The following is a 26,444-nucleotide window of genomic DNA, read 5'->3' as shown; positions in this document are numbered from 1 at the left end:
TGAAGAGTGGGTTTTGTTCCCGGCTAGACCAGTTAGGTCAACGTAGGACACCACCGTCTTTTCTTGCAAGGGTGCCAAATAGTTGCTTGTTCTCAAACAAAACAGGCCCCCGCCGCCGCATGCGCCGGGCGGTCTACATGAAATGTTGCAAGGATCCCTTGACGAAGGGGTCCACTTCCCCCAAACGACCCTGACGCACCTTGCTGGCCCAGGCGTGATCTGCCAGCAAAGCGCGGCCTACGGCCACCAGGTCAAACTCATTCCGTGTCAGACGCTCCAGCAGCGGGGCAATGTCAGCGGCCTTGGCCCCTGACCAGGAGACATCATCCAGACCAACACTGCCCACGGTGATCGAGGGCAATCCGGTGATTTTTTTGCTCCAACCCGCCAGGTTCAAAGGGGAGTCCGGAAATTCCGGATCGTTATAACGGCGACAACTGGCGTGGAAGATGTCCACCCCGGCAGCGCGCAACGGCAGAAGAAGTGCTGCCAACATTTCGGGGTTCTCCGCCAACCGTGCTGCGTAATCCTGGGGTTTGAACTGGGAAAAGCGGAAGATCACCGGAAATTCCGGTCCAACGGCTGCCCGTACCGCAGTCACCACCTCAACGGCAAAACGCAGACGATGGGCAAAATTGCCCCCGTAGGCGTCACTTCGGCGGTTGGTGCGTTCCCAAAGAAACTGGTCGATGAGGTAGCCGTGGGCGCCATGGATCTCGACGGCGTCAAAGCCGATCTTTTTGGCGTTGCGGGCCGCAGTCGCATAGGCATCGACAATACGCTCGATGTCGGAAGGGGTCATGGCGCGCACCAGCGTCTCTCCTTTTTCCCGGACTTCGGACGGCCCGAGGCCGGGAAGCTGTGGGTTCGGAGGTTCTCCCAGACGATGTATTCCGCCGACATGCCAGATTTGTGGCGCGATGCACCCCCCGGCTGCATGCACGGCGTCAATCACGCCGCGCCAGCCCTGAAGCGCGGCATCACCATACATGTGGGGGCAGTCGGGATAGCCACCCGCCACGGGATCCTCGATCAGAACCCCTTCCGTGATGATGAGACCCACGCCGTGCGCTGCCCGGCGGGCGTAATAGGCCGCCACCCTCTCCGTGGGCACGCCGCCCGGGCACTGGCTGCGCGTCATGGGCGCCATGACGACCCGATTGGGCAGGTGCAGATTTCCCAGGCGGATGGGTTGAAAAAGGAGTTCGGCGTTCGTTGGCATGACGGGCTACCCGTGCAGCAGGTGGATCAGGGACGATGCATGGTTACAGGAACCGAACAGTTATGACAGGTCTTCGACGGCTCGTTCCGCTGGGCCGATGTTTCGTCAGAAGCCCCACGTCCAACTGACTTCCACTTCGTTCTGGTTCATTTCCAGATAGCCGGTTTGGGGTCCAGTGTTGGGGTTGGTTCCAGCGACCCTTTCGTTGAGGGCGTGCATCAGGGAGAGATTGAAAGTGCCCTTGTCGGCAAATTTTTGGCTGAAGCCAGCAGTCAGATGGGTGCGCACCACCGCCGGAGCCAGAATGTTGAAAAGCGCCTGCTGGCTGGGAACAACCTGATCGGCATGGCTGATCCCGGCCCGGAAGGAGGTCGCATCGCTGTATTGCCACTGCACCCCCAGTTTGACGATATCCTGATCCCGCCAGCCAAAGCCAAGGCCGCCGCTCGTGCCGAGGATTGTGCCCCCGGTACTCATCGGAAGATCGTTGCTGTTGCCAAGGGCCGCCACCTGGCTGTATTGAATTCTTTGCAGATCCAGTAAAACCGTCCACTGGGGCGCAACCCGGAAGGCAGCCCCCACAGTCATCAGCGGGGGAATGTCAAAATCCCCCTGCTCGGCAAACAAGCCCTGATACTGCTTGAAACGGGTCATGAAGGTGCGAGTCTGATAGGATGCTCCCAGAGTGAGCCAATCATTCATCCTGCCCTGCCAACCGAGCTTCAAACCCATGCCATAGGAGTAATCCATCCCTTTGTTGGTGACACGGTCGGGGGATGCGGAGACGGCCTGAAAGGGTTCCAATCCTTTGGCCTCAAAGCGTTGCACGCTGAGAATGGGCATGATGCCCAGCGTATGGTCAGGGTGGACCCGTCGGGCCATGCTGACGCCCAGGAATATCTGTTCCAACCTGGAAGAGGTGGGACTCGATGCCAGGTTGGCGCCGGAATTGAAATTGCGAAATACATTGTCGCCATAGTTGACCAGCATGCCACCATTGGCGCCCAGGCTGAAGCCGATGGACGTATCGGCGTCCAGAATGTGATTGTAGCCGACGTAGGGAATAAGGAACAACGCATCCCTGCTGTCGTAGGAACCGGCAGGTATCGACGCATACGGAGGGGTCTGGGCATCGTTGTTGGCGGTGAAACCACGCTCAGGATTGAAAAACGCCAAGCCTGCATCCAACCGGTTGCCCACCTGGAGCATGGTGGCCGGATTGTTGGCAGCCGCCATGCCATCCCCTCCCCAGGCCACTCCCGTCCCGGCCATGCTCTTGGATATCGTGCCGTAACCATGGGAAAAATACCCATTGGTGGCTTGCGCCGGAACTGCCAAGCAAAGCATTGCGGCCCATCCAAGGGCGGAAAAACGGATCACCTTTTGCGGACATATCCTCAAGAATTTGGCCATGACGATTCCTTTCTTGAAAGACTTTTATGTCTTGCCTCGACGCTGGGTGGTAGAACGGACTTCCGTTTGGCTTGGATGCAGCAGACGCCTCGGCAAGGATGACGAGATCGACCCCAGACCAGCGAAACGGTGATTGACTTGACCATGACCCGCATGATGCTACGCAAAAAGTCGGGCGGATATCCAGAGGGCTGTCGGATCAACGCAACCCGCTCAATCAACTGGGGCAATCTTGCGCGTTGAAATGTCCCAGTGTCAACTGCAACCGTACCTCTTGCGCAAATCAAAGCGGCCTTACCTCATGACGCATCAACCCGGCCCACCAGCCGCAGGAAAAACGGAACAAGCCCAATCAATAGCAGGATACGGAACAGGTGGTGGGTGGCCACGAAGGAGGCATCATAACCCATGGAAAATGCCATGGCGGCCATGGCCTCCACCCCGCCTGGGGCATAAGCGATCCAGACCTGGCCAAAGGAGATGCCCAGGTAGTGGGACATGAACCAGGCGGCTGTGGCAGAAAGAGTGATGGCGGTGAGAATGGTGAGTGTGGCCGCTCCCAAAAATTGACGCAGATCCTGCCGGGTCACACCCCTGAAACGGGATCCGATCACCGCTCCCGTGATGACAAATCCCAGGTTCAACAGCAACACGGGGAACGTGCCGCGCAGCAGGCCAAACCCGTGCAACCCACCACTCAAGAGCATGCCGGCAAAAATATGCGCCGCCGGCACACGCCGTCTGGCCCCCGAGTTGCCCAAGAGGTAAGCCCCCATGAACAGGCCCAAGGACTGGAGATGGGTGAGCAGAACCGGCGCCTTATGTGTGCCTTCTCCCCCGTTCAGGCCGATCCACAACAACAGTGGTGGCAACCCCAGGACGATAAACAAAAGGCGAAGACTTTGGATGACCGAGATGGCTTGGCCATTGCCGACCCCCGCTGCGGCCAGGGCAATGGCAAAGGAGAGCCCTCCCGGCGATGAGGCGAGAATGGCTGTCTGCCTGGAATGTCCGAAAAATCGGGTCAGGATCCAACCGGAACAAAGCATGATCAATATCAGGGTCAGGCTTTGTCCTAGCAGACTCACCGGCCAAAGCAGCGCACGCGCAAAAAAATCCGGCGTAAAACCACTGCCCAGGGAACAGCCGATGACCGTAAATGCGGCATGGCGCAGTCCAACGGGAGTGCGCATGGCCTGACCGGAGAGGGCCGCAGCCGAAACGACAAGCGTGCTGCCCAACAAGGCTGGTGCGGGCAATCCCATCAGGTGAGCCAGTACGCCGCCGCACAGCCCGGTACCCAGGGTCAGGAGGGTGGGGCGGTGTTTGTTCAGGGAGAGCGCTATCATATCCTTGTCCATGATCTGCCGTAAAAAGCTGATATGCGTCTGTCAGGCGATCAAGGCCACCGCCTTGATCTGCGCCCAAAGGTGTTGTCCCGGCGCAAGCTCCAGGGCGGAAGCGGAACGTTTGGTGAGACGGGCGAGGAGGGGGGTTCCTCGGGCATCCAGGCGTACCAGACAAAGCGCCGGGTGAGCATCCTCACCCAGTCCGGTGACCTGGACAGGCAGGGTGTTGATGATGCTGGTGCCGGTCATTTTCTCCCGGGCAAGACTGATGTCCCGGGCCAAGATGCGGACACGCCCGGCATGGCCGACAGGCAGCCCCCTGTCTCGCACCCACACTCCCCCACCGGAAAAATCCATGCGCGCCAGATGCCATTGGGTATCACGAGCCCCCACCACCGCATCCAGCACCACGCCAGCCTCTTCCCCAAGACGAATGGGCAGGTCCAACCGGGCCAGCATCTCCGTCAGGGGACCGGAGCCCAATACCCCTCCCTTCCCGAGCACCACCAGGTAGTCGGCGAGGCGTGCCACCTCTTCGGGGGCGTGGCTCACGTAAAGCACCGGAATCTTCAACTCCCCATGCAATTGTTCGAGGTAAGGCAGGATTTCGTTTTTGCGATCCTGGTCCAGGGAGGCAAGGGGCTCGTCCATCAGCAACAGACGTGGCTGGGTCAGCAGAGCGCGAGCGATCGCAACGCGCTGGCGCTCTCCGCCCGACAACCGTTCCGGCCTGCGATCCAGCAGGGAGCCGAGACCCAACAGTTCGATCATGGCCGCAAAGCGTGCGGCTTCCACCCGTTTGGCCCGGCGCTGGCCGTACTCCAGGTTGCCGCGTACCGAGAGATGGGGAAAAAGGCTCGCCTCCTGGAAAACATAACCCAGGGGACGCCGATGGACGGGAAGGAACAGGGATCCTTCCTGCCAAATCTCGCCCTGGACGACAAGCCGGCCACCGGCCACCTTCTCCAGGCCGGCAATGGCACGCAACAGGGTGGTCTTGCCCGACCCGGAACGCCCGAACAACACCGTGACCCCCTTTCCCGGGCATTGAAAATCAACTTCCAGGGAGAATCCCGGCCAAACGAGAGAGAAGCGTACCTCGATGGTCATGAGCGGCGCCGGTCTGGACGAAAAGCATGGAGCATGAGCAAAACGAAAAAGGCAAAGAGCACCATCCCCCCGGCCAACCCATGGGCCTGTGCATACTCCATGGCCTCCACGTGGGAGTAGATCTGTACGGAAACGACACGAGTCACGCCGGGAATGTTGCCACCGATCATCAGGACCACGCCAAACTCACCCACTGTATGGGCAAAACCCAGAATGGACGCAGTAAGGAGAGCAGGCCTGGCCAAGGGCAAAGCCACCGTGAAAAAGGCGTCCAGAGGTGAGGCGCCCAGGGTGGCGGCCACCTCCAGGGGGCGTTCACCCATGGCCTCGAAGGCATTCTGGATCGGTTGGACGACAAAAGGAAAAGAGTAGAGAACCGAAGCCACCACCAAACCCGAAAAGGTGAACGACAACACACCCCACCCCAACGCCTGGGTCAAACGCCCCACCGGCCCGTCCGGTCCCAGGGCGATCAGGAGGTAAAAGCCCAGAACAGTGGGTGGCAACACCAGGGGCAGGGCTACCACCGCGCCCACCAGGTTTTTCCAGCGGGAGCGGGAGCGGGCCAGCCACCAGGCCAGAGGGGTGCCGATCAGGAGCAGCAGGAGCGTGGTGACTGTGGCCAGTTTGAGGGTCAGCCAGATGGCGTCGAGGTCGCTGGAGTCGGGCATCGTCAAGTCAAGAGCCAGTAACTGTCAAAACGATATCGTTTCAAAAGCCATAGCCGAAGGAGCGCATGACCCTTTTGGCCTTGTCCCCCTTGAGGTAATCCATCCAGGCGCGGGCGGCGGCACTTCCCTCGCCCTTGCGCAGGATCACGGCATCCTGCCGGATGGGCTGGTGAAAATGGTCGGGAACGATCCAGGCTGAACCTGTCATGATTCGGCCCTCCCGCATGACCTGGGAAAGGGCAACGAATCCGAGCCCGGCATTGCCCGAAGCCACGAACTGGTATGCCTGGGCAATGTTTTCTCCCTGGACGAATCGGGGTTGCATGGTCGGCAACAGGCTGAGAGCTTTCAGGGTCTCCACAGCGGCAGCCCCGTAGGGAGCAAGCTTGGGGTCGGCAATGGCCAGGTGGGTATCATGACCCTTTTTTAAAACTTCTCCCTGGGGGTCCACGGCGTCGGGTTTGGGAGACCACAAGACAAGCCTGCCTACGGCATAGGTGAACCGGCTGCCGTTGACCGCATCGCCTTGTTGTTCCAGTTTGGCTGGGGTTTCGGCGTCGGCAGCAAGCAGTACCGCAAAGGGAGCGCCATTCCTGATTTGTGCGTAGAGCTTTCCCGTGGCGCCGAAGGAGAGTTCCGCACTCTCTCCGGTCTCCTGCGCAAAGTTGGCGGCGATCACCTTGGCCGGGAGGGCGAAATTGGCTGCCACGGCCACACGAACCGGTTCGGCCAAGGCCGGGCTACAGGACAACAGAGTGGCGAACAGCACCCGGAATTTCACGAACCAAATCTCCTCTGGAGACGAACGGATGGGGCGCCGTGCGTCTTTCTCAGGCGCCTCGTTTCGCTTCTTGCAGCAGGGAGTGATAAAAATCGGCAAAAATCTTTTCCGTTTTTGCCGGGGCATAATGCTCCTGGGCGTGTCGATAGGCGCGTCGCCCCATGGTCGCACGGGCAGCGGAGTCATCAAGCAGCCGGGTGATCTCCCGCTGATAATCGTCCGGGGTGTCATCAACCAGGCTGACCCACTCCCCTTGCAGCTCGGGGACCGGTTCTCCCCGACGGCGGTTCAGGATGATGGGCAATCCGGTCAAGAGCGCTTCCAGGACAGCCTTGCTGATCTCCCAATACTCCGAATGGGTCACAAACAGATCGAAATCCGGGAGCATTCGGCAGAGGGTGTCATTGGCGACGGAAGGCAGGAAGATGACCCGGTCGGCCACTTGATAATCCACGGCGCTTTGCCGCAGGAAGGCGTGCATGGGACCATCTCCCACCAGGGTCAACTCTCCAGCCGGGATCCGGGCCAGGGCGCGGATGATGTTGACGGGATTTTTCTCGGGTATCTGCCGGCCAACGGAGATGATGCGTGGCGGAGAGTGGAGAGAAAAATCCTTTTTTTCACCGAGATGGTCCGGATTCAACACATTATAACAAATCCGAATTTGCCTGGCTCCCCGCCGCATGGCATAGCTCCGGATCGGTTCGTAGACTGGCAAGACCCAGTCGGCTCCACGCAACGTCTTTTTCTCGAAATAGAGTTCCATCTGGTGCATCGCCCTTTTCCGCCAATGTGGCCACCACGGTGTGCGTTGCCGGGTATCCACATCGGTGTTGACGTGCAGAGAAACCACCAGGGGAATATGCAACGTCCGGCAAATCCGCACCCCCAGCCAGCCGTTCAACCAGGCCCCGTGGGTACGGACTACCGCCGGTTTGATGTGTTGGGCCAGGGCCACGCCTGCGTCGCGCCAACGCAGCAGGGTCAACGGATGCCACCCCTGCTGCTGAAAAAACGAGCGCAGGGGCAGGTTGTGCAGATGGAGCCGCGCCCGACCGACCATTTTTTGCACCATCCGAAGATCCGGCTGATCGTCGTTGGTCAGGAGGATGTGAACTTCGTCAAAATAATCTCCGGGGTTGTAGTACCGCGCGGTGACCTCCCCTTTTTGGATGAGTTGCGACAGCCGATCGAGAAGGATCACCAACAGCGGTCCTGCCGGGCATGGGGACAAAGACGGCAAGTCGGTGGTGACTTCCCTGGCTGGCATGACTCTATCCTTGCGCTGGTCTACGGCTTGGCGTCGTTCAGAGGGATCTTGTTGAGGGCAATGGTCCGGGCATGGGCACGTTTCCCGTTGGGCAGTTCAAAGTCGCACTCGATGCGACCGAAAACGGTTTTTTTGACATCGGCAAAATAGTTTTTGGGAAAGTAAAGGGGGAAGGTCTCTTGCCAGGAGCCCAACAAACCCGACCCCTGACTCAGCGGCTTGCCGAGGGTGGAGACATCGGCGTTTGGACTCTCCGACTCCTGATAAAGGAAACAGGATGCCAAAACCTTTTTGAGTTTGGCCTCCCATTGAATCTCCCGGTTGGTCTTGGAACTCCGAAATTGAAACTTCATCAAAACCAGGCCATCCCGGCTCTCTGTTTTGCGTTTGGCGACCATCAACACTTGATCGACCTCGGCCAGATCGGTGCCAGGCAGGGACGAAGGAGTAACCAGATCGGCTGGGGAAAGGTTTGTGACTTCTCCTCCCGGGGTGCCGGGAGCAACAGAAGGAACGCCGGGTGCGTTGGCAATGGGTGGAACAGGTGCCCCTTGCTGAACGGGCGGTTGGATCAAGGCCGGCTTTGGACCATCGCCCGGAGTTGGAGGCAAGGTGTGTTGGTTGGGAGATCCTGGAACGGTGGATGCGGCAGTGGAGGGCGCGTTTGGAGCGCTGGGAACGGCTACAGGTTTCTCTTTGACGGGATCTGGTGTGGTGACCTGAAAAGAGGCCCTGTTTTCGCTCGGATCGCAAGGTCGATTACGCCAGACGCGATCACCCGAAACGCGATGGACACACTCGTATATGTCGGCCTGAAGCGGCGACACCCACATGAGCCACACGCCTAGAAATATCAGGAAAGAATGCCCGGCGTGACGCAAGAAAACGGCAACTGGCACGAAAATAGGCTTCATGACGGAACCCCTAGCGATGGTTTGATCTGGAGCGGTTGGCGATGCGCCATGTTTCCGGCGATCGCGGTTCATGACTGGCCCCCCCTCGCCAGCCACCCAGGCGTTGATCTCTGGCTTGCTGTTCCGATGATCGGTAGTAGTCCGAGTAACGGGTATAGGCGACTGCCCAACCTTTTTCCACCAATATCCAACCCAAATCCCGGCCACGCAACAGGCAGTGGCTGACCAGACGTCGATAACGATCACGCAGAAGGGGGATGCAAAGCACCGGTTCATCTTTGACCAACTCCTGCAAGAAAGCGGATGCCATGGCGCCACAAGGGAACGGTTGGCCCTTTTGGTCCGGGCAGGTTTGTTGAGCCTCCCAGGCATCTACTCCGTGCAGGCGAATCTCCTGGCCATCGATCCGCAGGGAATCTCCGTCGAGGACGGTGGCCGCGCCCGTGACAGGGACAACCTCCCCGGTCCGGGCAGTGTTGGCTTGGCGAGGCGGAAGTGCAACCAGAACGACAACCACAACTACGACAAGCACGTGACCCAGAGTTCGAAAAGGGGTGCGCCCTCCCGGCGCCACAGGCACGGGGGCGGGCGGATTTTTCATGCGGTCGGAAACACCCGATTGCGCCCAGCGTCCTTGGCTTGATAGAGGGCCTTGTCGGACGTGGCGATCAACTCTTCGATCGAGGTGGCCGGCGGCGTCGTCGCGATACCGGCAGAGATGGTCAGGGGAGGCAGGGTGGAACCATCGCCGGTCAGAATCTCCGTTTCGGCAATCGCGGACCGCAATCGTTCGGCGATGGTAAAACCATCAGCCAGGCTCGTCTCCGGCAGAACCACGATAAACTCCTCACCCCCATAACGGGCTGCAAAATCGCCTGGACGCAGCATTTCCGAGAGGGTTTGCGCCAAAGTAATCAGAGCGAAATCCCCGGCCAGATGGCCGTGGGTGTCGTTGAAAGCCTTGAATCGGTCCACATCCATCATGATCAGGGAGAGCGGCTTGTCGCTATGCTGGCAACGCAGCATCTGCCGGGAGAGGGATTCGTCCATCCAACGGCGGTTATACAGTCCGGTAAGGGGATCGACCCGGGCATAGTGCTCCAGCAGGGTTTGACGTTTGGCGTTCTCGACGATCACTTCGTTGGTGAAACGCATCCGCCGCGACAGAATGAAAAGGAGGTTGCGCGCCACCTGATGGGATAGATGGATCAATTGCCACAGGGCTTCCTGGTGAATCGAAAGCAGCGTGCACTTTTCCGCAGCGACCACGAAAGCGGAAGCGATCTCGTTGTCGATGATGGACATCTCCCCGACACACTCGCCGGGTTGGATCATGGTCAGCGCTGGAGTGCCCAAAGTCTCCAGATGAATGCGCAGCGTCCCGGAGAGGAGGAGATAGATCTCGTTGTTGGCCTGACCGGGGGCCAGCAACACCTCCTCCCGTTGCAGATGCCGAACGGAGCAGGTCTTGATGACATGCTCGATCGATTCGGGGCTGACTCCCTGAAAAAGCCTGAGGTTGCGAAAATTTTCGTCATGCAGGTCGAGTTCGATCATGTTCCTGGGCCGATGGCAAGATGACGGACAAAAAACTCCCGCCGCAGACTCTAGCAGAAACATCCAGGGTCGGGTATGGAAAACAAGTCTTGCGGCCACTGTTCCCCACCCGGCCACGCTCGGGGTTCACGGAAAATCGTGTTGGAATTTGTCGTCAGGTTCTGTATTATGTCAAGGAGGGGTGGGGTTCGTCCTTTGGTGCGTACCTCCGCCGGGTGTTTTGAGACTTTTTCGTAGCCAAACAGGAGTAACGCAGCCATGGCTTTCTCCATTCAGGACTCCACCGGTCAGGGGATGATCAATCTGTTGGGTTCCTCCAAGACAAAGATGAGCAGCCTGTTTCGGCAAATGGCCTCCGGAAGCCGCGTCAGCCAGGCGCAGGATGGTCCCGCCTTGTTGGGCATTATCAGTGGCATGACCAGTGAGATACGCGGCAACAGCCAGGCGATTGGGAATATCAACGATGGACTTTCCCTGACCCAGGTTGCCGATTCCGGCATGGGACAAATCAGTGACAGCCTGCAACAGCTGCGTGAATTGGCCGTGCAAAGCGCCAATGGGACGCTTACCAGCGCTGATCGCGCCAACATTCAGACCCAGGCCGATCAGATCCAGTCGCAAATCAGTGATGTCGTCAACAACACCAGCTTCAATGGCCAGAGCCTGCTCAACGCTGGACAAAGCATCAGCCTACAGACCGGTTCTGGCTCGACCGATCAGACCTCTCTGACCATGCCCGACCTTTCTGGCGCCTTCGGCGCTTTGGATCTGACCACCCAGGCCGGTGCGGCCAGCGCCATCTCTTCCATCGATACCAGCCTTGCGACCCTGAATCAAAGCCGGGCGGATATTGGCGGCGCCCAGTCAGGCCTGGAGACAAGTCTCTCCAATCTGCAAAACACCAACGTGGCTACCCAGAGCGCACGTTCCTCCATGCAAGACACCGATTATGGACAGGCCTCGGCTGGCTTGGCCAGTTCCACGGTCAAACAACAGTTCAACATCGCCCTCATGGCGCAAATGAACAAACTCTCTTCGAACAGTGCGCTCGGCCTTCTCCAGTAGGCGCACTTCTTTCACACGGCAGGGGTTACAGGTTCAATCCCTGTGCCTCCCACCATAAAGAACCTATTTTTCAAGTTACGCCAATATTAGTATCAGCTGATATTGGCGTTTTTTGTGGCTGTTGTCGGATATTGCCAACTTTTTCACACGGACATCCTTCTTTAACCCGGGGTCATTCGCGCTTTTGGCAACACGAGGAACACTTTTTGTCCCACGATGCCTTCCAATTTACCATCAAAGGCGTGGATGAAACCGGACGCATGCAGGGGGGATGGATGAAACAGCAGGAGGAAAAACGATGACCATGAGCCTTACCGAAGAACTTCAGATGAAGGTCCGCAACCTACCCCCACTCCTGGCCAGAGAGGTGCTGGATTTTATCGGCTACCTGGACACACCCATCGGCAGAATCAGGAACGAGATCCCTTGAGGTATGCGCAACTGGTCTCCATGCGCAAGGTTTGGGACAATCCAACGGACGAGGCCTGGAATGACATGTAAACCGCCTCACTTCTCCCGAAGTGAGGCGGTTTTGTTTTTTAGACCTGCCGGCCAGCAGGCAAATAGAGCCAAATACCCCACGAAAATTTTTTGCCTCCAGAGGGAAAATTCTCCCCTGTCTTCGGGAGTAACCCTATACCGTACAGCTCCCCATTGCCGTTATCCTTAGAGTAACGATTTGTTTTTACACTTATCAATTAAATGTGCGCCTTGTGAGACCGATTGGCACGAACTTGGCAATCCTCAACGGCAGCATGGAAGATGCAGAGTCTTTCCGCAGTTTTGGCGTGGGAGTAAAAGCGATGGGTATCGTCCTCAGTCTGAAAAACCGGTCTCTGGAGAGCCAGGCGAATCTGTTGTTGACCAGCTACTCCTCCAATCTCATCGAGGAACTCGACTGGTATCGGCGCCGAAGTGAACACCTGGCCAGGATCTATGACCTGCACAAGGAGTTGTCCGGCAAATTGGATCTGGCCTCCATGGTCGATGCGTTTTCATTCTGGCTCACGCCACATTTACGGCATGACCTGGTGGCTTATCGCAGCGAAGCACGCCACCGGAGTCATGTGGTCTGTTCCATGCACGGCCCACGGCGTCAAGAGTTGATGGATTATGCCCTTCGCCTCCTGGAGGCGCCGCCGCCGGTCGGGTGTGGATCCTGTGATGGTCACCCGGGTTTGCGCTTCTGCCTGGTCGACCTGAACCCGGATGGACCGACGGAAGCCATCTTGATGTTGCACCGGGCGAACCCTGACACGGAGTCCGTTCTCGTGCCATTCATGGGGGAGATGGCGGTCGAATTGCGGGGACCGCTGGAACGCGCTTTGGCCTACGAGGATCTCTACGACCAGGCACGACGGGACATGTTGACAGGACTGGTGAACCGGCGGGTGTTTCATGAGCGCCTCGAACAGGAGCTCTCCAAGGCACAGAGGTATGGCGCCCCCCTGGTGCTGGCCGGTCTGGATTTGGACCACTTCAAGGATGTCAATGATTTGATGGGACATGGGAAAGGGGACGAAGTCCTGCGTCTGGTCTCCGCAACCCTGTCCAGAATGGTAAGGGATACGGACGTGTTGGCGCGTGTGGGGGGTGATGAATTTTCCCTGATCCTGACCAATACAGATCTGGATAAGGCCGAACACCTTTTGGACCGATTGTGCCAGTCGGTCGCGGACCTGAACATCCAGGCGCCAGGTGCGGAGAGACTCGGGGTGAGTATCGGATTTGCCCGTTGGGAACGGAATGAATCCATGGAAACGTTCGTGACGCGCGTCGACGATGCCATGTACCGGGCCAAGGCTGCGGGCCGCTGCCGGGTCTCCAGATAAACCAGACTGAAGGGTAGCTATTCAGTAGACCACGCCTTATTTCAAATTGTTTTTTTTCAGCCAGGGTGTTAAATGGTTCCTCTGGGTGGAGTCGGCATTTTTTGCACATTTTGAGCGTGGCTCGGGCATGGACATCGGAACAAAAATCGACGGGGGACGGTATGTAGTCTGCCGTCCGTTCGGGCGTTGGGCGTTGGGGGATGTTTTTCTGGCGGAGGAGACGGGAACAGAGCGCCTGGTGGTGATGCGCTCGTTGCCGGAGATCTTTCTCTCCGCTGAGACGGAATTCTCTCAACAATTTGAAAAAACCATTGCCGAAATCCAAAAAGTTTCCGCCCATCCGGGGATCATGCCCTCCCTCGGCCACATACTGGATGCCCAGCGCAATCAGCGCTTTCTGCTCTCCCTCTACATCGACGGGGAGACGCTGGCCGCGTTTCGGAGCCAACGGCCCAACGGCCTGTTGTCACCTGACGATGCTTTGGAGATGGCGCGAAAGATTGCCATTGTCCTCAATCATGCCCACCTCGAAGGAGTCTGTCATCGCAATCTCAACCCAGGTAACGTCATCATTCTTCCCGGTGGTGAGGTTCGTCTGGTCAACTTTGGTCTCTCCTATGCCCTGCGCTCCCTGGCCTGGAGCCGGGGTGTCGACTTTGACCAGACCGTTTTGCAGGAGCAGGTTCCCTATGCCTCCCCCGAGCAGTATGTGGTCAAAAGCGCCGGTATGGGGCAGGGACGGGACACACTTTTGTTTGCAGAGCATGGTGGCGCCCGGTTTTTGGGGCAAACTCCGGATTCGGGCGGCGATATCTACGCCCTGGCGGTCATGTTTTATGAGATGGTGTCGGGCCGACCGCCTTTTTCGGATGCCGACCGCCTGGCATTGAGCGCCGCACGTTGGCGCAACGAGGGGCCCATCCCGCAAGCGTTGCCGATGTTGAGCGACGAGCAAAACATGATCCTGGAACGGGCGCTGCATTGGGATCCTCGGCAACGTCTTGCCTCGGCCATGGCTTTCATCCATGCCCTGACCCCTTCGCCAGCCGAGACCACCACCGAAGTCACGCCGGTTGCGGCAGGCGAGCCCGAACCAGGGACACCAGCTCTCCTGGACCGGCACGGTGATGTTGCCTCTTCTGCGATCCCGGAGAGGGAAGAAGAAGCGACATCGGAGCAGGTCGAAACATTCCCCGGCAACGACCAGGAAAATCGGGGCGCGTCCGCACGTTCTGTGCCTCTGACACACGAGGCTGCCTGGTATCAGGGTTTGGCATCCCCGGATGACCAGGATCGGCAGATGGATGCCGAAAGATCATTCTCCTCCGCTGCCGCCATGGAACAACCCCAGAGGAGTTATCTGTGGCTTTGGGTCGTTCTGGCCATACTGATCGTTGCGGGTGTCTTTGGTTTCCTATGGTGGGAGTCGGGAGAGGAAGATTCCGGTGTGGGCCTGCCCGATTCCACCACCTCGGCAGGCACGGGGCAGCTCCCCTCTCCCGAAGAGGCGCAGAGAGCGGACTCTTCCACCTCGACAGGCACGGAGCAACTCGCCTCTCCCTCTTCCTTCCTGCAACAGGCTGCGATCACCAAGGATGCCGTCATCTCCATGCCTGACTTGTCGAACAGCCTGGAGTCAGGCAACGTACAACCTGTGGCGGCGATCCCGGCGGTGGTCTCTTCCCCGGCAACTTTCGCCAGGCCGGGTTCCTCCGAACAACCTGCGCCCAGGAGTGCGGCGCCTGTTGCGCCGCCAACCGTGGTTGCCGGCGTCAAGTTAGAACCCCTCACCACAGGACTGGGTATGGAGGCCGATGACAAGCTCTCCGTGGCCTCCATGCAGCAACGCATTCTTGAGTTGACGAGCCATCTGGAGCAGGAAAAACAACGTTCCCTCTCCCTGGGGCAGCAGGTACAGGCCTTGCAGCAACGGTTGGCGGAACAAGGGCAAAAATCAGCTTCTTCCGTGACTGGATCATCCCGTGTCGAAGGCAACCCGACCCAACAGGAATCCGCAGGGCGCTTCGTTCTCCTGCTGGACTCTTTCACCCTGGAAAGTGAAGCCAAGGCCTTTGTCGCCCGTGTGGGTCAGGTACGTTTTCGGGATCGTCCTTTGCCGGTCTCCAGTCGGTTGATTAAGATGGGGGAGAGCTCCTGGTATCGGGTGGGTGTCGGCGCTTTTGCCAGCCGCCAGGAGGCGGAACAGGTGTCCAGGGTGCTTCAGGAGCGGGTCGGGTCGGCTGGCCTGGTCGTGGTCGCCGATAACTGGTAAGAGTGCTTTAGAGAGTGCTTCAGTGCGGGTCGGCTGGCCTGGTCATGGTCGCCGATGATTGGTAGGAGTGCTTCAGGTGGCAGACGACCCGTCGGATGGAGAGCCAACAACCGGGTTGCAGGCGTATCAGGTCGGGGGCGGTGTCCGCGACCGGCTTCTGGGTTTGCCCACACACGATGCCGATTGGGTCGTCGTGGGTTCGACACCCGCAGCCATGTTGGCTCGGGGGTTTCGCCAGGTTGGAGCGGATTTCCCCGTTTTTTTGCATCCCGAGACCGGGAGCGAGTATGCCCTGGCGCGCACCGAGCGCAAAATTTCTCCTGGACATAAAGGCTTTGTCACCCATTCCGATCCTGCGGTGACTTTGGCAGAGGATCTCTGCCGACGTGATCTGACCATCAACGCCATGGCCTGGGATGCAACCACCGGGTTGGTGGATCCGTATGGTGGTCAACGTGATCTGGCGGCGCGGGTGTTGCGCCATGTGTCGCCCACTTTTGCCGATGATCCGCTGCGGGTCTTGCGGGTGGCGCGTTTTGCCGCCCGTTTTGCCACGCTGGGTTTTCAGGTGGCCCCCGAAACCCTGCAACGGATGCGAGCCCTGGCCCACTCCGGCGAATTGGCCTCTTTGACCCCGGAACGTGTTTGGCAGGAGACGGTCAAGGCCTTGGCCACGGAGGCGCCTGCCACCTATCTGCGCGTTCTCGATGCCTGTGGCGCCCTGCGGGTGGTTTTTCCCGAACTGTCCGCGTTGCAGGGGCAAACCCAACCTCCGCAACACCACCCCGAGGGAGATGCCTGGGAACACACCCTCCTGGTTCTCGAACAAATTTCCCGCATGTCGTCCGAACCGGTGGTACGCTTTGCGGCCCTGGTGCATGATCTGGGCAAAGGTGAAACGCCCCCATCGCTCTTGCCCCGCCATCACGGCCATGAAGAACGTGGCATCGGCTGTGTGGAGAGACTTTGTCAACGGCTGAGAATTCCCGGTGATTTTCAGCGCATGGGCATGATGACAGCCGGTTTGCACGGGCGTGTCCACCGGGCGTGCGAGATGCAGCCCAAAACCATGGTACGCCTGCTGGCTGATGCCGATGCCTTCCGCAATCCGGCGCGTTTCGGGGGGATATTACTGGCCTGCGAGGCCGACGCCCGGGGGCGTGGCGGATATGCCGACGTGGCCTATCCCCAGGCACGCCTGCTGCGCTCTGCCCTGTCCACCTGCCTGACCGTCGATACGGCTCCGTTGCTGGAGCGTGGCCTGACCGGAAAATCCCTGGGTAACGCCATCCGACAGGAGCGGGTCCAGCGGGTGCGGCACCTGGTGGCGTCCCCGGCAGGGGCGGGTGTGGATCAGAGTTCGTTTTCTGGCAAAAATTGAACGTATCTATTCGGCTTGGCTTGTAACTGCCCTGGTACCCGGTAACGAATCGGGATCCAGGGGGCTGGTTCCCTGGCTTAGTCCAGGACAGCGTCCTGGTGGGGTTCGGGGCGAAGCCCTGACAAAGGCTTTCATGTCCAGGCCTTTCTTGCAAGGGTGGTGAATCGTTACCCTTCCGGCTCATCGGTCCGGTGGTTCGGTGCCCCTGTTCAGGATCTCGACGTATCGGGTGTAGCTGAACAGGCGGTTCCTCTGCTTATGGGTCAATTCCCTGATGATTCCGAGCTGCTCCAGCCGCTCCAGGGCCTTGTTGACCGTGGCTGGCGTGAGACCTGTCTTCTCGGAGAGCCAGTTTGAGGTAGCGATGGGATGCTCCATCATGGCCCGATGTGCTTGCAGGGCAGAAGGAGCTGCCCGACCGAGGCCTGCAATACGCTCCCGGTCTTCATCGGCCAAGTCGGCAAGCTGCTTCGCCGCTTCCACCGCCTGAGTCGCCGTGGCGATGACGGCCTCCGCGAAAAAATCGAGCCACGCCTCCCACTCCCCGATGAGGCGGACGTTGTTCAACAGCTCGTAGTAGTAGCGCCGGTGGGTCTTGAAGTAGAGGCTCAAGTAAAGCATCGGCTTACGGAGTACCTTCTGATCGCACAGAAGCAACGTGATCAGGAGCCGTCCGAGGCGACCATTCCCGTCAAGGAACGGATGGATGGTTTCGAACTGCACATGGGCCAGGGCGGTCTTGAGAAGAACGGGCGTTGGTTCGGGTTGGTCGTGAATGAACAGTTCGAGCTTGCTCATTCCCTCCACAACCTGCTCGGCAGGCGGGGGAACGAATGCGGCATTGCCGGGGCGGCTGCCGCCGATCCAATTCTGGCTGCGCCGGAACTCCCCCGGGGTCTGGTGGCTGCCACGACCTTTGGCCAGCAGGACGGTATGAATCTCCCTTATGAGGCGCAGGGAGAACGGAAACCCTTCGTCCAGACGTTGGAGCCCATGGTTCAGGGCAGCGACGTAGTTGCTCACCTCCTGGACATCGTCGAGGGGAACGCCGGGCTCCTGGTCCAGCTCAAACAGGAGGAGATCCGCAAGGGATGACTGGGTTCCCTCGATCATCGAGGAGAGCACCGCCTCTTTGCGAACGTACATGTAGAGGAACAGAGAGGTGTCCGGCAGCAGCATGGAAACGCTGTCCAGCCGCCCCAGCGCCAGGAGCGCCTGATCGAACTTGCCACGCAGCTCCGGCGTCCAGTCGATGGGCGGCCTCGGGGGCAACGGCGCAGGCACGAAGGCCAGGGCTCTCTCCCCCGCCGTGGAGACGACCACATGGTGACCCTGGAGATCCCGCTTCATTTTTACCTCGCAAAGTTAAAACAGGAAGTCACATTATTTCAACATATGGCGATATCATAAAATAACTGGCGGGAATGGGTTTGGCAAGCACACCTTATCCGGTCCGCGACCACCACGGATGGTCTGGGAGCCGAAACGATGATCATGACCATGACGGCCGCGGTGTGTCAAAAGACTGGATTTTTATGACTATTGGGTCCATAATCCGCCTTCCCGACGTCCTCCAGATAAAGTTAGGATAAAGCATGTCAAGGCTTTTTGATCACCTGATTGATTTTATCAGGCAAGGGTTTGATTTTATATTTGAATCATTTAAGAATATTCCAGACCTCCCTTACATTCTATCATTATTTTTGTTTCTTTTTTGCGGCATCCCCGTGATAATTTTTCTTGTTCAATGTATTTATTCATGGTCACGTGTAAAAATAACTGTAAAACAATTAAAGAAAGAAGGTGTTGATTCTCCGATAGAAATGAGGTATTTTGATAGCGTCTTTGGAAAAGTCAAATTTCTGGAATATTCCTGGAAGATGTTCCAAAAGAATTTGGTTACGAGGCAAAAAAATGGTTACGCTTGTTATACAACCCCCCCTGATCACTTTTTTGACTTGGATCAGACTCGTTTGCATATGACATGGTTAAGACACTTTCCTCCGCTATTTATTGGTCTCGGTCTCTTATTTACTTTCGCCGGTCTTGCGGCTGGTCTTAAATTTGCCACACAATCCCTTGTCAGTGGTGATATTGCCCAGTTGCAGGAGTCTCTTAGCGTGCTTCTTCGTGCTGCATCCGTCAAATTTATTACATCCATTGCAGGATTGTCGTGTGCGCTCTTGACAACTCTTATCCATCACGTCCTTCTCCATAGGCTCCGGAGCGCACTTTCTGATCTGTGCAGATCCCTGGAAGAGGCTTTTCAGCCTTTGATCCCAGAGCAGATTGGCGAAGATCAAACACGGCAGTTGGAGGAGCAAACCGATCAGCTCAAAAAATTTTCTGGTGATATGGCCATGGCTTTTGGGCAGAGCCTGGAAAAATATTCTGGTGAAATGGCATTTGCTCTCAGGCAAAGCCTGGATGATTTCAAGGAGATTTTGCCTGGCATCATGGACAGGGCCATGCAGCCGGTTGTGGACGGGGTCAAGTCTCTCGACGCGAACCTGGGCAATAGTGTCGGAGATGTGGTTCGTGAACAGGCAGGCGATCAGTTCCACCAGGTCGGTGGATCGTTGCAGGTTTTGAGTGAGCAGATGAGCAACTCTGGCAGAGAGTTGCGGGAGGCTGCCGACGGCTTCCGTCAACTTTCGCAGGGCATGCAACAGAACATGGCCGGAAGCATGCAGCAGATGGAACAGGCCTCCACAAACGCCGCCGAACGTTTTGAGAAGGTTTTCGCTCAGGCTGTAGAAAAATTTGCTGGCGCCGTGGAAACGAATGCCCGCTCCATGGAAAGTGCTGCAACAGCGCTGAATGGTGTGGCAGAAAACTCCTCCACCTCCCTGCAAAATGGCATCAAGGGGGCTGTTGATGCACTTGCCGATGCCATGGGGAAAATCCAGGAAAATGTTCTGCACATGTCCGATGGTCTGGCCAATGTCCCCAGGCAGGCCGGTGAAGAACTGGGACAACACATGACACGGTTCCTGGATGAGACACAAAAATTGATTGGGGAGGTCAGGGAGTCCACAGTCAAAAACGTCAAAAATATCAGTGCAATTGTTTCTGTTGTGCAAGACAGGCTTGCGGAGGCGTCCGCGCATATGGGGCGTCATGGTGAAGCCAGTGCCGACAGAATGTTGGCTGCAACGGAAGGTTTGACAGGCCGAATCACCCAGGTGCTGGATGATATGCAACGTCATACAGTCGAGAACAGCGGAAAGATAGGGGATGCCGTCGGTACGTTGCGGAGTGCCATTCAGGAGACGACCAGCACCATGCACGAGGTTGAATCCCGTATTGGCAAACACGTCAAGGGACTTGAAAATATCTATGAACTGTCAACCTTGACTCAGGAGGCCATGAAAGGCGCTGCCCGCGATATCGGTCAGGCCACCGCGCCCTGGGCCGAGACCGGGAAAACCATCGCCGCCGGGGTCAGCCAGGCTGGACAACAAACCAAAGAGGCAGCCTCCTTGCTCCATGGGGTGCAAGGACAATCGCAGCAACTGGCCAGGAATTTGGATCAAACCCTCCGGACGTTGAGTGATAACTGGGAAAAGCATGAGAAACGATTCGAGGATGTCGATCAACATCTGGAGCAGGTTATGGGGGTCTGGATAACGAAAGTCACAGATCTTACGCATGCCACCAAGGAATATATGAGGCAAATTGACGAAAAAATGGGAACGGCGGTCGGCAAACTGGGCGCTGGTGTTGAAGAGGTGAAGGAGATTGTTGAAAGTTTAGAGGAGATGGCAGAAAAAATGCAACAAAATCGAAGTCAACTCCGCTAAAGCGACGACCGGGCAGGCCAGGCCATGTTTGGCAGACGTTACCAGAAAAGGCATTGCGCTGACACTGAAGAGAAGCAAGAGGACTATTTTGCCTCCATGACCGACATGATGGTGGGAGTTCTTTTTATTTTCATCATTCTCCTGATGTATTTTGCCATTCAATTGCGGCAAGCCACGGATGTCCAAAAAGACGAGGTTGAGAAAATAAGGCAGGAAAGGGACGCATTGCGTCAGACGGTGGAACGACTCAACGGCGCCGACGCAAGCCGCAGAAAGTTGATTGAAGATGTGGCCGAACGCCTCCACAAGGAGGGCATCCGCGTCAGTCTCGATATGGAGAATGGCATCCTGCACCTGCCCGAAGAGATTCTGTTTGACTCGGGTAGCCACGAGTTGAAACCGGAAGGCCGGCATGCCATTGATGTTTTGGCCAAGGCGCTGGTGCAAGTGCTTCCTTGTTACGCCATGGTTCCGGCACAGGTGACGCCTGCCGCATGTGCCGGCTCCACAGCAGGGAATCGGGTGGAAACCATTTTTGTCGAGGGACATACCGACAACACGGGAACCGATACCGATCAGGGGAAAATTTACAATTGGAACCTGTCCACCCTGCGCGCCATTGCCACCTTTGGCCTGTTGGATGCCAACCCGGAATTGGGCCAACTCGTCAATGCGTCAGAAAATCCGATTTTTTCCGTTTCCGGCTATGGTTGGCGTCGCCCGGTGGCAGGCAATGACTCGCCGGACAACAAACGCAAAAACCGCCGCATCGATCTGCGCATCGTTATGGAAAGGCCCTCGTCCCGGGAACTGGAACGCATCCAAAACCAACTCCTGGAGAAACGGTGATGGGGCTCAAGGACTATTTGGCAGAGTTGCGGTACGGGCGCGCCCTGCCTTTCCTGGCTTTTCCCCCCGAACGACCTCTCCACCTCGAAAAAGCGGTTCTGGATCTGGGAAATCTGGAAGGAAAACCGCCAAAAGAGCCGCCGGATTTGGATAAAATTGAGCACATTCTGCGCGAGGCAACAGATCGTGGCACACTGGGTGCCCTTACCCATAAAACATGGCGTGAGGCTCCCTGGTGCCTGTGGCGAGGGGACAAGCCCTGGTTGGCTGAGACCCCTTTCATGGATGATTACCTCAACAGACTCAAGGCCGATCCGCGTCGCACGGAGTTGCACACGCTTATCCACATCTATCTCCAGGAATTTGCCTCTGACAAACCTGGATTTCGTCTCTTGGCCGGAACCATCGCGGGCCTGGTGGTGCGTTGGGAGTGGAAATGGCGTACCAGGCAGGAAAACGATCGATTGTTTGACCCGGAGGCAGGACCAAAACGCTTATGTGCTGCCATCATGGCACGTCCTGACCGGGATTTCAGGGTGATCTTTGCAGAAGCCGGTTTACCCCATGTGATGGCTGGTGGATTTGCAGCGACGACGTTTGCGCTGGCACTGGAGAAAATCCACCATGAGTTGACCTCTGGGAGCATGCTTTTGGTGCATTTGCAACAATTCTTTTTGTGGGCAGAAACGGACAACGAGGGTTTGCGTTACCCAAGGCACAACGATGTCTTGGCCAAGGCCTTGCTCTTGCCGTTTCGTGGCCGTGACCCGGATGAGGCCATCAAGCAGGCCATACGTAATTTTTTGGTGGAGCGGTTCGGCGACCCCCGCACCAGCAGCCATTCCAAGTGGAATCAGGTGGAAGATAACGCCAAAGAGGTCATTCTGCGCTGGTTGTTGCGTTTTTCTCTGGAGCAGTTTATTGCCATCGTCAAAGAGTTTGCCGACCAGAAGGAACCAGACCAGTGGAAGTATCGAGAAACATTCTGGATGGCCTATTTCAATAAAGGTTACATTCGCGAGGCCTGGGTGGTTTTGGCAAGGGATCCAGCTCATTTTGCAGAGAGAAAATCTAAAGAAAACAATGACAAGGAAATGAGTCGCTTTGGGTGTATTGTGAAAGGGGTATCACCACAACATGCTGTTCTTCTTATGAAAGTTGATAATTTGATCATCGCTGATTGGAGCTTCAACGGAAAATGTCGTATATGGCGGGTGAACGACAGCTCTGCGCCCCGTCTGTATCAAGAGAAGTACGATGCTGAGCAATTGAAAAACCAGGAACTTAACAACATGGCTTTCATTCACACAACTTCTCGTGGAGGCCGTTGGCAATCCGCTGTTGCAAACCGCATTCGGGAACTGACCGGCATTTCCTTGCGTGACGACGCTTACATGCCAGACTGAGCCATACCATGAGCGAAATATATTTCCAACATGCCGTCTGTCCAAACGGAGTCCGCCTGGAGAGGATCGAGGAAAAATGGTTCAAGAAACGGGTCGTGCCTCTCTCTGCATGGAGCGAACACCCCCCAGCCAGTCAGCTTGCCGTTCTGGATTGGATCCAGGCCCGCCTGGATGAAGAAAACCCCCACGTTGTCCGGCTGGAGGGGGAAGAGGCGATCATCCTTGACCATGGTGTGGTTGCCTCTCTCCATGCAGGTCATGCCAAGGCCCTGGGTCTGCCGGATCCCGTGCCCCACATCCTGCATCTGGAAAGCCGGGGCGCCATCACCGATGCAGCGTTTCGCATCGATTGCGTCTGGATGGATCGTGGACGCGAACTCCATGGTTGTCAGCGTCAGGGGAGCATTCTTGCCGAGGGAACCTCCCAATGGCGTATTCCGCAACCCCTGTTCGATGTTGTCGAGGCTGTGGAACCCTTCCGCAGAGGCGAGACACAAGACGATCCCATCCGCTTTGCCCAATTGGCCCGCATCAAGGATGTGTTGCAAAACGCCTTGGCGGATGCCGCAGCCGGGAAAAAAATCGGCATGGACCGCCACTTCCGGTCGATTCGCATGGCCCATGCCTCGGCCTTCTCCCTGCGGTTGCAGGATGGCAAGGATGGCATCACCTTCGATCCCATTCTCTTCACCCGGCGTCTGCGTGAGAGCAGCGAGGACGGGGATGGGGAGATTGCAGAAGCGGAAGGATTGCTGGCAGAAGCCGATCAAAAGACTTTCATCGACCAGCGGTTTTCCGCTAATCCGGAGTGCCGGGATCGTTATGCCTTGGGCGATGGTTCGTATGTTTTCATCGATCCCGATTGTCGGGAGGCTTTGACTGTTGTGCGGCGCATGCAACAGGCCGACCCGGAAACCCGGCGGCAGTTTGCCCGCAATCCTCGACCTTACCTCAAGGAGCATCTGGGGGACTTTTGGTCGGAATCCAGTATCGAGAGCTTGTTCATCGAAACCGAGGAGTTTTCCGAACGGGTCACTGGCATTGGCGAGTGGAAACAGGAAAAAATGCCGTTACTGGAACGGGTGCCAGAAACCTGGTTGCCCGAGCGGTTTGGCATCTCGTTGGGTGGTCGGGAGGTTGTGCTGGGACGTGACGAACTGCCGGAATTGACCCAGAGAGTCGAAGAGGCCGTCACCGCCGGACAAGCCACCGTCCCCTGGCATGGAGATGATGTTCCAGCTACAGCGGAAGTTCTTGATAAGTTGCATACTCTGGTTCGACAACCGCCACCTGCCGATACAACCAAACCCGGATCGGAGCTGGATGGGGAGAAACAGAAAAAATATTTTGCCGAGACCTTGAAAAATCTTGAGGTGGTCACCTACCGGCGCGAGCGCTTCTCCAGGGATTCTGGATCCCTCTCCGATATTGCCCTGCTGGGCGACGTTGTGCGTACCACCTTGAAACCTCACCAGCAGGAAGGTTTTTTGTGGATGTGTCGATCCTGGCGCTTTGGTTTGCCAGGCCTTCTGTTGGCTGACGACATGGGGTTGGGCAAAACCCTGCAAGCCTTGGCGTTTCTGGCCTGGTTGCGGCGCAGCGGGGAGAAGCGCCCCTTCCTGGTGGTCGCCCCCACCGGCCTGCTTGTCAATTGGCAAGAGGAGGCACGTCGGCATGTGCAGGAGGGTTTTTTGGAACCTTTTTGCCGAGTCTATGGCACTCATCTGCGAGAGTTGAAGGAGATTGTCAAGGGTACGGACATTGAACGCGGTGTGCCTGGCCTGAAAATCGATACGATAAAAGGTGCTTCACTGGTTTTGACCAGTTACGAGACCTTGCGTGATTACCACATAAGCTTTTTATCGATTCCTTTTGCCGTGGCCGTGTTCGATGAGGCACAAAAAATCAAGAATTCGAGGTGCCAGCTCGCGGTGGCAGCCACCAGCATCAAGGCCGACATGATGCTGACCATGACCGGCACCCCCGTCGAAAACCAATTGGCGGACCTGTGGTCCATCATGGATCTCTCCGCTTCCGGACTCCTCGGCGATCTCAAATCATTTGCGCAGGAGTATCGTGCCGACGACCACGCAAGCCTGCAACGCCTGCATCAAAAGTTGACCCGGGAAGAAAATGGCAGGCCCCCCTACATGCTCCGACGCATGAAGCACGACCATTTGCCGGGGTTGCCAGAGAAAAAGCCGCACTCCCTGTCCGAAACCATGCCGCCGAAACAGGCCGAAAAGTACCAGGAAGTGATCCAACACCACCAGCACGGGCGCAAGGGGAGCATGTTGGAGACATTGCATGCCCTGCGGGGTATCTCCCTGCACCCGATCGATCCCAGGGGATTGCCCGACAGGGAACACGACCAGGATGACTCTTATCTGGCCTTGTCGGCACGTTTTCAGGTGACTTTTCGCGTGTTGGACGACATTGCCAAAAAAAAGGAAAAGGCTTTGATCTTTTTGGAAGACCTGGAGATGCAGGTCCGGCTTGCCGGTATGATCAAACGCCGCTATGCCTTGCCCCATCAACCGTTGATCATCAACGGGACCGTGGCCGGGGAAAAACGCCAGAAAGCAGCCAACGAGTTTCAGAAACCCGGTCGCGAGGCATTCGACGTGATGATTCTTTCTCCAAGGGCCGGCGGCGTTGGCCTGACCTTGACGGCGGCCAATCATGTCATTCATCTCTCCCGTTGGTGGAATCCGGCGGTGGAAGACCAATGCACGGATCGGGTCTACCGCATCGGACAGGAGAAAACGGTCCATGTCTATCACCCATTGGCCATCCATCCCAACAAAGAGATTGCTCCCACGAGCTTTGACCAAAAGCTTGACGACTTGTTGCGGCGCAAGAGGGAACTTGGCAAGCAGATGCTGCTGCCCCCCGTGCTGCCCGGTGCTGACGAAGCAGATCTGTGCGAGGGCGTTATCCCGACCAACGACAAGGAGGGAAAAAACCTGCTGGAGGAGATCGACCGCATGGACCATCAACAGTTTGAAAGGTGGGTTCAGGGACAAGCACGGGAGGCAGGGTTTCAGGTGGAGCCGACAGGAGGAACGGGGGATGGGGGAGCCGATGCCATCCTTGTCCATCCAGAAACACAACGCTCCATCATTGTCCAATGCAAGTACCGGCAACCGGAAGCTCCCTGCGATGCCGAAGCGGTAGAGGATTTACTGCGCGCCAGGCAACGCTACCGGAGAGGCGATTCCCCCCTTCTCGTTGCCCTGACCAATGCGAAAAATTTCAGCCTCAAGGCTCGCCGGCAGGCCGAAAGAAACGACATACGCCTGATCGCCCGAGCCGACCTCCCCATGTGGCCAAAAATCATCATGACGTAGAATCGCGTCATCGGGACGGGTGCAGGCCAGACGCCACATGCCAGGATCGCACATGGATATCCCTTTGCGGAAAGGGAATCTCGATACCTGTATACTCGATGTTCAAGTTTTTTGAGGCTTGACATATGACGGGGACGCAAAAAGCGGTGGTGCCCGACATTGACCTAATTGCCTGATGTGGCGTAAATTTTCTCTGACA

19 protein-coding genes are annotated in these 26,444 nt (G+C 57.3%); 8 read left to right on the top strand and 11 right to left on the bottom strand.

Translation table 11 applies throughout. From position 1 onward, the window contains the following. Positions 1–133: 133 nt before the first annotated feature. The 10 genes from HQL63_10585 to HQL63_10540 all read right to left on the bottom strand — a co-directional run bounded on the left by HQL63_10585 (position 134) and on the right by HQL63_10540 (position 10,287). On the bottom strand, positions 134–1,222 hold the full coding sequence (locus HQL63_10585) for an NADH:flavin oxidoreductase (protein ID MBF0177275.1): 1,089 nt from the start codon (positions 1,220–1,222) through the stop codon (positions 134–136). A gap of 105 nt (positions 1,223–1,327) precedes the next feature. After that, a complete protein-coding gene (locus HQL63_10580; protein ID MBF0177274.1) occupies positions 1,328–2,635 on the bottom strand; it encodes an outer membrane protein transport protein in 1,308 nt (435 codons plus the stop codon). Positions 2,636–2,934: 299 nt separating this feature from the next. Next, positions 2,935–3,996 (bottom strand): AbrB family transcriptional regulator, encoded by a 1,062-nt coding sequence (locus HQL63_10575; protein ID MBF0177273.1) that lies wholly within the window; start codon positions 3,994–3,996, stop codon positions 2,935–2,937. A gap of 30 nt (positions 3,997–4,026) precedes the next feature. Next, complete coding sequence (gene modC, locus HQL63_10570) at positions 4,027–5,094, bottom strand: molybdenum ABC transporter ATP-binding protein (GenBank protein ID MBF0177272.1); 1,068 nt, start codon at positions 5,092–5,094, stop codon at positions 4,027–4,029. Next, the gene (gene modB, locus HQL63_10565) at positions 5,091–5,765 is read right to left on the bottom strand and encodes a molybdate ABC transporter permease subunit (GenBank protein MBF0177271.1); all 675 of its coding nucleotides are present in this window, start codon (positions 5,763–5,765) and stop codon (positions 5,091–5,093) included. Before modB ends, modC begins: the two co-directional genes overlap by 4 nt. Before the next feature lie 40 nt (positions 5,766–5,805). Continuing rightward, positions 5,806–6,672, bottom strand: coding sequence for a molybdate ABC transporter substrate-binding protein (modA, locus tag HQL63_10560; GenBank protein MBF0177270.1), 867 nt, complete (start codon positions 6,670–6,672; stop codon positions 5,806–5,808). Beyond that, positions 6,596–7,816: a glycosyltransferase family 4 protein gene (locus HQL63_10555; GenBank protein ID MBF0177269.1), complete on the bottom strand. Its 1,221-nt coding sequence runs from the start codon at positions 7,814–7,816 to the stop codon at positions 6,596–6,598. The genes modA and HQL63_10555 overlap by 77 nt, the downstream gene beginning before the upstream one ends. Before the next feature lie 20 nt (positions 7,817–7,836). Beyond that, positions 7,837–8,649, bottom strand: a complete 813-nt coding sequence (locus tag HQL63_10550; protein ID MBF0177268.1) for a hypothetical protein — start codon at positions 8,647–8,649, stop codon at positions 7,837–7,839. A gap of 91 nt (positions 8,650–8,740) precedes the next feature. Beyond that, the gene (locus HQL63_10545; protein ID MBF0177267.1) at positions 8,741–9,331 is read right to left on the bottom strand and encodes a thermonuclease family protein; all 591 of its coding nucleotides are present in this window, start codon (positions 9,329–9,331) and stop codon (positions 8,741–8,743) included. Then, positions 9,328–10,287 carry a GGDEF domain-containing protein gene (locus tag HQL63_10540; protein ID MBF0177266.1) on the bottom strand — a complete coding sequence of 320 codons (960 nt, stop codon included), beginning with the start codon at positions 10,285–10,287 and terminating at the stop codon, positions 9,328–9,330. The genes HQL63_10545 and HQL63_10540 overlap by 4 nt, the downstream gene beginning before the upstream one ends. Before the next feature lie 258 nt (positions 10,288–10,545). Between HQL63_10540 and HQL63_10535 the strand changes: the two genes are divergently transcribed. From HQL63_10535 to HQL63_10520, 4 genes are all read left to right on the top strand, one after another. Then, positions 10,546–11,352 carry a flagellin FliC gene (locus tag HQL63_10535; GenBank protein MBF0177265.1) on the top strand — a complete coding sequence of 269 codons (807 nt, stop codon included), beginning with the start codon at positions 10,546–10,548 and terminating at the stop codon, positions 11,350–11,352. An 803-nt stretch (positions 11,353–12,155) separates the two neighbouring features. Beyond that, on the top strand, positions 12,156–13,184 hold the full coding sequence (locus tag HQL63_10530) for a GGDEF domain-containing protein (protein ID MBF0177264.1): 1,029 nt from the start codon (positions 12,156–12,158) through the stop codon (positions 13,182–13,184). Between the two features lie 127 nt (positions 13,185–13,311). Continuing rightward, positions 13,312–15,456, top strand: a complete 2,145-nt coding sequence (locus HQL63_10525; GenBank protein MBF0177263.1) for a protein kinase — start codon at positions 13,312–13,314, stop codon at positions 15,454–15,456. Positions 15,457–15,571: 115 nt separating this feature from the next. After that, the gene (locus HQL63_10520; GenBank protein ID MBF0177262.1) at positions 15,572–16,837 is read left to right on the top strand and encodes a multifunctional CCA addition/repair protein; all 1,266 of its coding nucleotides are present in this window, start codon (positions 15,572–15,574) and stop codon (positions 16,835–16,837) included. A 180-nt stretch (positions 16,838–17,017) separates the two neighbouring features. On the opposite strand, the gene HQL63_10515 is transcribed toward HQL63_10520, so the two are convergent. Further along, complete coding sequence (locus HQL63_10515) at positions 17,018–18,187, bottom strand: Fic family protein (GenBank protein ID MBF0177261.1); 1,170 nt, start codon at positions 18,185–18,187, stop codon at positions 17,018–17,020. A gap of 245 nt (positions 18,188–18,432) precedes the next feature. Here HQL63_10515 and HQL63_10510 point away from each other — a divergent pair, with 245 nt between their 5' ends. Genes HQL63_10510 through HQL63_10495 form a run of 4 tightly spaced genes read left to right on the top strand, consistent with a single transcriptional unit; the run spans position 18,433 to position 26,245 of the window. Beyond that, positions 18,433–20,640: a hypothetical protein gene (locus HQL63_10510; protein ID MBF0177260.1), complete on the top strand. Its 2,208-nt coding sequence runs from the start codon at positions 18,433–18,435 to the stop codon at positions 20,638–20,640. Between the two features lie 24 nt (positions 20,641–20,664). Next, positions 20,665–21,489, top strand: a complete 825-nt coding sequence (locus HQL63_10505) for an OmpA family protein (GenBank protein ID MBF0177259.1) — start codon at positions 20,665–20,667, stop codon at positions 21,487–21,489. Beyond that, positions 21,486–22,895, top strand: coding sequence for a hypothetical protein (locus HQL63_10500; protein ID MBF0177258.1), 1,410 nt, complete (start codon positions 21,486–21,488; stop codon positions 22,893–22,895). The genes HQL63_10505 and HQL63_10500 overlap by 4 nt, the downstream gene beginning before the upstream one ends. A gap of 8 nt (positions 22,896–22,903) precedes the next feature. After that, a complete protein-coding gene (locus tag HQL63_10495) occupies positions 22,904–26,245 on the top strand; it encodes a restriction endonuclease (protein ID MBF0177257.1) in 3,342 nt (1,113 codons plus the stop codon). The last annotated feature ends 199 nt before the right edge of the window (positions 26,246–26,444 follow it).

Source organism: Magnetococcales bacterium (assembly GCA_015231175.1).
In the GTDB taxonomy this organism is placed as follows: domain Bacteria; phylum Pseudomonadota; class Magnetococcia; order Magnetococcales; family DC0425bin3; genus HA3dbin3.
Note: the sequence above shows the minus strand (reverse complement) of the source record. Positions and strands in the feature narration are given on the sequence as shown.